The sequence below is a fragment of the Amycolatopsis kentuckyensis genome, from assembly GCF_002155975.1.
Lineage (GTDB): Bacteria > Actinomycetota > Actinomycetes > Mycobacteriales > Pseudonocardiaceae > Amycolatopsis > Amycolatopsis kentuckyensis.
This window is the reverse complement of sequence record NZ_MUMI01000084.1, coordinates 1-5,819: the sequence shown is the minus strand read 5'-3', so window position 1 is coordinate 5,819 and position 5,819 is coordinate 1. Positions and strand designations below refer to the sequence as shown.

Here is a 5,819-nt window from a genome sequence, read left to right as displayed (position 1 = left end):
CCGGGTGGCCGGTTCGGCGGTCCGGCAGGGGACGGCGGTGGTGACGGCGACGGTGCCGGTGGCGGAGCTGTTCGGCTACGCGACCCGGTTGCGCAGCCGCACCCAGGGCCGCGGCACGTTCACCGCCCGCCCGGTGGGCTTCGCGCCGGTGCCGTGACGTCGAGGGTGGTGAGCCGGGGGACAACCCCGGCTCACCACCGGGCTCGCCCGGCGTGTCGACCCTCTGATCACGCGTGTCGGCTGCTCCGTCACGCGTGTCGGCCCTCCCGTCACGGAATGGCCGCCGCGATCCGCCTCAGCCGCGCGGGAGTGACGCGACCCCGGCCAGCAGCCGGTCCACGTCGTCCTCCGTCGTGTACGGCGCGATGCCCGCCCGGACCGCCCCGGTGTCACCCAGGCCCAGGTGCCGCGAACACTCCAGCGCGTAGAAACTCCCCGCCGGCGCGTTCACCCCGTGGGCCCCGAGGTGCTCGTACACCGCCTGCGACGCCACCCCGGCCACCGAAAACAGCACCGTCGGCGTCCGGTGCCGCTCCGGCGCGCCGTACCGCGTGACCCCCGGCAACGAAGCAAGACCCGCGTCGAGCCGGGCCAGCAGCGCGTTCTCGTGCGCCTCCAGCCCCGCCATCGACGCCAGCAACCGCGACCGGCGCGACCCCGTCCCCGGCACGAGCCCGGCGAGGAAGCCGATCGCCGCGGTCGTGCCCGCCAGCAGCTCGTACGGCAGCGTGCCCAGCTCGAACCGCTCCGGTACCGCGTTGGCCGACGGCAGCAGCTTGTCCGGGTGCAGCGTCTCGAGCAGTGCCGGCGCCGCCGCGACCACGCCGAGGTGCGGCCCGAGGAACTTGTACGGCGAGCACGCGTAGAAATCGGCTCCGAGCGCCGTGATGTCGACCGCCGCGTGCGGGGTCAGGTGGACGCCGTCGACGTACAGCATTGCGCCCGCGTCGTGCACCTCCGCCGCGATCGCCGGGATGTCCGGGCGGGTACCCAGGAGGTTCGACGCCGCGGTCACCGCGACCAGCCGCGTCCGCTCCGAGAGCAGTCCGCCGATCGGGGCGAGCTCGCCCGTTCCCGGGTCGAAATCGGCCCAGCGCACGGTGGCGCCGGCCGCCGCCGCGGCCTGGACCCACGGGCGGATGTTCGCGTCGTGGTCGAGGCGGGTCACCACGACCTCGTCGCCGGGGCCCCACTTCTGGGACAGCGTCCGGGAGAAGTCGTACGTCAGCTGGGTCATGCTGCGGCCGAAGACGACGCCCGCCGGATCGGCGGCGAGCAAGTCGGCGACGGCGTCGCGAACTTCGGCGACGACCGCGTTCGCCCGCCGCTCGGCCGCCGTGACGACGCCGCGGTTGGCGATCGCCGCGCACAGCGTGCCGGCCACCGCCTCCCCGACGACGGTGGGGACCTGCGAGCCGCCCGGTCCGTCGAAGTGGGCCGCGCCGCCGTCGAGGGCGGGGAAGTGCGCTCGGATCGCCTGAACGTCGTAGGTCACGCCGCCAGCATGCCGAACGGCGGCCACCGGCCTCAAGATCCCCGGGGCCGGAAAGTCAGCGCCCGCGGTTGCGGGGGTGCTCCCGCGCCCGGCGTTCGTTGCCGTGCTTGTAGTTGCCCGTGACCCGGGCCATCAGCAGCTGCTGGTCGTCACCCCGGGCCACCGCGGCCAGGAACCGGGCAGCCGCGGTCCCGCGCAGCGTTCCCGCGGGCCGGCCGTGGTGCGTGATGGTCACGGTGCCGTGCTCGTCGCGGTACGCGAAGCCCTCCGGTGTCCCCATGCGCCCCAGGGTGGCACGGGCGGCAACCGGTTTTCCCGGGGTCGGTTCGGGGGGTTCCCGGATGGTGCGCCGGCCGGGACCCGACAGAATGCGGAGGATGACCAGAGGGGGAACAGGGGTGCCGGCCAGGCCGGCGAGCAAGTACGTGCTGCTCGGCGCGCAGCTGCTCGTGCTGGCGGCGGTGCTCGTCTCGTACAACGGCGGCCGGTGGCGGTTCCCGGCCTACCGCGTGGACCTCGACGTCTACCGCCTCGGCTCGACGGCGCTGCTGCACGGCCAAGCGCTGTACGGCACGCTGCCGCCCACCGGCGACGGCCAGTACCTGCTCTTCACCTACCCGCCGTTCGCGGCGATCGTGCTGGCCCCGCTGGCGGTGCTGCCGTACTGGGCCGCCTGCCTCGCGCTCACCCTGCTGACGCTCGGGGTGCTGGCCGCGGTCCTGGTGACGGTCCTGCGCGCCCTCGGCGCCCGGTGCGACTGGCGGCGGGTGGCGACGCTGCTGCTGGCCGCCGAGGTGCTGGAGCCGGTGCTGCGCACGCTGTACGCCGGTCAGCTCGACCTGCTGCTGCTCGCGCTGGTCGTGCTCGACGTCCTGGTGGACACCCCGCGGTGGCCCCGCGGCCTGCTCATCGGCCTCGCCGCCGCGGTCAAGCTGACCCCCGCGGTGTTCCTGCTGTACTTCCTGCTCCGCCGCGACACCCGGGCCGCGGTCACCGCCGCCGTGACGTTCCTGGCCGCGACGGCACTGGGTTTCCTGCTCGCCGGCGCCGACTCGGTGCGGTACTGGACGGGCGCGCTGTGGGACACCGGCCGGGTCGGCGAGCCGACCTACGCCGGCGACCAGTCGCTGCTCGGGCTGCTGGCCAGGGCCGGGGTGCCGCCGGAGGCGCGGACGGCGTGGTGGCTGCCGCTGGTGGCGGTGGTGCTCGTGCTGACCGTGTGGGGGATGCGGCGCGCGCTCGCCGCGGGGGAGACGACGATCGCGCTCGGCCTGAACGCGATCGGCGGGCTGCTGGTCTCGCCGATCTCGTGGACCCACCACTGGGTGTGGGCCGTGGTCGTCCTGCTCGGCTGGGCGGAGCTGGCGCGCCGCACGCGGCGACGCGGGTTCGCGGTCCTGGCCGGGACGGGCGCGGTGCTCTTCGTCGCCGGGCCGCAATGGTGGTGGCCGCGCGGCGGGGAGGTGGAACGGCACTGGAACTTCGGCCAGCAGCTCACCGGCAACGGCTATGTCCTTTTCGGACTCGCGGTGCTGCTCACGGCGGTGCTGGTGCGGTTCCCGCGACGGGACGACCGCGTCAGCGACGTCGTGCCGGCCCGAGCCGGAGCCAGCCCGCTCCCAGGATGAGCATCGCCGTGCCGAGCGCCAGGTCGAGGCAGATCGCGGCGGTGTTGAAGGGCAGCGTGTCGGTGATCGCCCGCGGCAGCGGGAGCAGCCCGGCGAGCCCGACCACGGCGTAGCAGGCGCCGGCGACGACCAGGAACCGGGCGGCCCAGCGCGAGGAGCGGGTGCAGAACACCGCGGCGGCGCCGGTCAGCAGGTGCACCAGCGTCCACACCCCGGACACGGCGAGGAACCCGAACAGCACGCGCGGCCCGCTCCCGGCCGGGACCCCGGCCATCAGCTCCAGCGCGGCGAGGACGAGGAACAACAGGCCGATCAGCATGCCCAGGCCCTGCACGGGGGCGGGGCCCCGCCGGGGCGCCCGGGTCTCGGGTTCGGTGGCCGTCATGCCTTCGGGGTTCCCCGCCCGAACCCTTTTAATGCACCGCATCAGGGGTATCCGGCCACGATCCCGACCGCTGACGAGGAGTGACCCGATGACCGAGTACCGCCACAGCGTGACCGCCGACATCCCCGCGGACGAGCTGTTCGCGTTCCTGAGCCACCCGGAGAACCTGCCCCGCTACTTCCCGGAGATGAAGGTCGCCGAGCCGAAGGGCGGCGACAGCGTCCACGTCGAGGCCGAGGTGCACGGCGAGCGCGTGGCCGGGGAGGCGTGGCTGCACACCGACCCGGCGACCCGGTCGCTGACGTGGGGCGCGGAGGGTCCCGACGACTACCACGGCGAACTGCGCATCCGCGACGACGGCCCGGCGTCGTCGGAGATCACCGTGACGTTGCACAGCGTCCGCGAGGCCGACGGGGACGAGGTCCAGCAGGGCTTGGAGCGCACGGTCGCGGCGATGACGCACGCGGTGTCCGCCGACGCCGACGTCGAAGCAGCCGAAGGCCAGGGCGGCTGGACCTCCTACGACGACAAGAGGGACTCGTCGAGCTGAGGCGGGAACGGCCCGTAGGCGTTGCCGCGGGCGCCACGGGTGCGCACCGCCGGTACGGCGAACAGGTACTTGAGCAGTTTCGGCGGTGCGGTGCCGCGGCCGCGGGCCCGGGCGGCGGCCGCCCGCCGCTCGACCCGCACCTGGTCGGCCTGCACCCGCTCGATCACGCGGATCCGGTCGGCCTGGACGCCGGCGAGGTCGGCGAGCGTGACACCGCCGCGGCGGACGGCGGGGACCAGCCGGTTCGCCGTGGCGACGGCGTCCTGGACCGCCATCAGGATGCCGTTGCCGCCGACCGGCGAGATGACGTGCGCGGCGTCGCCGAGCAGCAGCAGGCCCGGCCGGTACCAGCGGTCCACGCGGGAGATGTCGACCGACAGCAGCGTCGTCTGCGAGAAGTCGGTGAGCAGGTGGGCCCGGTCGGCCAGCCACGGCACGCGTTCGCGCACGAACGCCCGGATCGGCTCCACGCCGCGTTCGCGCAACGCCGGGTACGCGCCCTTTTCGAGGCTGTAGCCGACCTGCCAGTCGCGGACGCCGCCGAGGACGCCGACGTAGGCGTCGCGCCCGAAGTAGAGGTCGAGGTCCGCGTCGGGCGGATCGCCGGGGGAGCGGGGCAGCCGGAACCAGAGCAGGTCGGTGGTCGCGCCGAGCGACCGGGCCTCGAGCCCGGCCAGGCGCCGCACGGTGGAGAACCGGCCGTCGGCGCCGACGACGACGGACGCGGCGAGCTCGCCGCCGCGGTGGCGGACGCCGGTCACCACACCGTCGTCCTCGAGCAGTCCGGTGACCTTGGCGCCGGTCCGCAGCGTGAACGACGGGAGGGCGGTCGCCCGCTCGGCGAGGAAGTCGAGGAACCGCACCTGGGGCATCAGGGCGACGTAGCCGAACGGCGTCCGGAGGCGGTCGTAGTCGGCGGCGCGGTACACGCCGTCCGGGGTGTGGAAGCGGAACGAGCGCGCCTTGAAGTGGTCGAGCTCCAGCAGGTCGCCGGCCAGGCCCAGGCGGTCGAGCAGTTCGAGGGTGTAGGGGTGCAGCGAGTCGCCGCGGAAGTCGCGGTCGAAGTCCGCTCGCGCTTCGAGCACGGTGACCTCGATCCCGGCTCGGGCCAGGAGGTAGCCGAGCAGCAGCCCGCCGGGACCGCCACCGGCGATCGCGACGCTCATGCCGTGTCCACTGTGGACAGGCGGAACACCGCCATGCCCGGCAGGTGCGCCAGGATCTGCGCCGGCGTCGCGTCCTGGGGGACCGGGAACGCCCGGACCGCCCACGGCACCGACATCGCGGCCAGGTAGCCGGCGACGACCGCGGCCGCTTCCTCGCCGCCGACTTCGCCGGCCCGCCGGTCTTCGCGGAGGCCGCCGGAAAGCAGCGTGCACTCCGGTGCGGCCAGGAGGTTCTCCACCCAGTCGCGGTCGCGGACCGGCGAGACGAGGTACTGCCCACCGTCGTGCGCGACCACGGCCAGGGGCACGCGCCGCGGTTCGCCGGTGCGGCGGCCGCGCGTCTCGACGACGCGCAGGGTGTACCCGCCTTCCGGTGGGGCCTCGGCGGGGGCGTCGATCAGCTTCGCGGTCATTTCGGCGTTCATCGCTCGGACGTCCACGCGCTCCACGGTAGCAAAACTAGCTAGATTGTCTAGCGACCTTAGAATGACCGGGTGGAAGACACTCCCGTCGCGCGGGTGCGGGCCGAGGTCCGGGCCGCGCTGGCCCCGCTCGTCCGTCAACCGGGTGATGGCGCCGACGAGCGGGGCCAGCG

The 5,819-nt window shown here is 74.4% G+C and carries 8 protein-coding genes; 3 read left to right on the top strand and 5 right to left on the bottom strand.

Features of this window, described 5'->3' with window-relative positions; genetic code table 11:
* On the top strand, nucleotides 1-157 hold a 157-nt coding region (locus CCN39_RS09120), incomplete at its 5' end, for a hypothetical protein (protein ID WP_143263992.1).
* A gap of 138 nt (nucleotides 158-295) precedes the next feature.
* Here the strand turns inward: CCN39_RS09120 and CCN39_RS09115 are convergent.
* Together CCN39_RS09115 and CCN39_RS09110 are read right to left on the bottom strand one after the other, a co-directional pair.
* Nucleotides 296-1,495, bottom strand: a complete 1,200-nt coding sequence (locus tag CCN39_RS09115; protein ID WP_086840299.1) for a cysteine desulfurase-like protein — start codon at nucleotides 1,493-1,495, stop codon at nucleotides 296-298.
* A gap of 55 nt (nucleotides 1,496-1,550) precedes the next feature.
* Nucleotides 1,551-1,775, bottom strand: coding sequence for a hypothetical protein (locus CCN39_RS09110; RefSeq protein WP_086840297.1), 225 nt, complete (start codon nucleotides 1,773-1,775; stop codon nucleotides 1,551-1,553).
* A 118-nt stretch (nucleotides 1,776-1,893) separates the two neighbouring features.
* Here CCN39_RS09110 and CCN39_RS09105 point away from each other — a divergent pair, with 118 nt between their 5' ends.
* Nucleotides 1,894-3,123, top strand: coding sequence for a glycosyltransferase 87 family protein (locus CCN39_RS09105; RefSeq protein ID WP_086840295.1), 1,230 nt, complete (start codon nucleotides 1,894-1,896; stop codon nucleotides 3,121-3,123).
* Here CCN39_RS09105 and CCN39_RS09100 read toward each other — a convergent pair.
* Nucleotides 3,074-3,508 carry a DUF4383 domain-containing protein gene (locus CCN39_RS09100; RefSeq protein WP_244210676.1) on the bottom strand — a complete coding sequence of 145 codons (435 nt, stop codon included), beginning with the start codon at nucleotides 3,506-3,508 and terminating at the stop codon, nucleotides 3,074-3,076. The two genes, CCN39_RS09105 and CCN39_RS09100, sit on opposite strands and share 50 nt — an antisense overlap.
* A gap of 88 nt (nucleotides 3,509-3,596) precedes the next feature.
* Between CCN39_RS09100 and CCN39_RS09095 the strand changes: the two genes are divergently transcribed.
* Nucleotides 3,597-4,058 (top strand): SRPBCC family protein, encoded by a 462-nt coding sequence (locus tag CCN39_RS09095; protein ID WP_086840293.1) that lies wholly within the window; start codon nucleotides 3,597-3,599, stop codon nucleotides 4,056-4,058.
* Here CCN39_RS09095 and CCN39_RS09090 read toward each other — a convergent pair.
* Both CCN39_RS09090 and CCN39_RS09085 read right to left on the bottom strand, forming a co-directional pair.
* Complete coding sequence (locus CCN39_RS09090) at nucleotides 4,028-5,224, bottom strand: FAD-dependent oxidoreductase (protein WP_086840291.1); 1,197 nt, start codon at nucleotides 5,222-5,224, stop codon at nucleotides 4,028-4,030. The two genes, CCN39_RS09095 and CCN39_RS09090, sit on opposite strands and share 31 nt — an antisense overlap.
* Nucleotides 5,221-5,664 carry a nitroreductase family deazaflavin-dependent oxidoreductase gene (locus CCN39_RS09085; RefSeq protein WP_086840289.1) on the bottom strand — a complete coding sequence of 148 codons (444 nt, stop codon included), beginning with the start codon at nucleotides 5,662-5,664 and terminating at the stop codon, nucleotides 5,221-5,223. Before CCN39_RS09085 ends, CCN39_RS09090 begins: the two co-directional genes overlap by 4 nt.
* Between the last annotated feature and the right edge of the window lie 155 nt (nucleotides 5,665-5,819).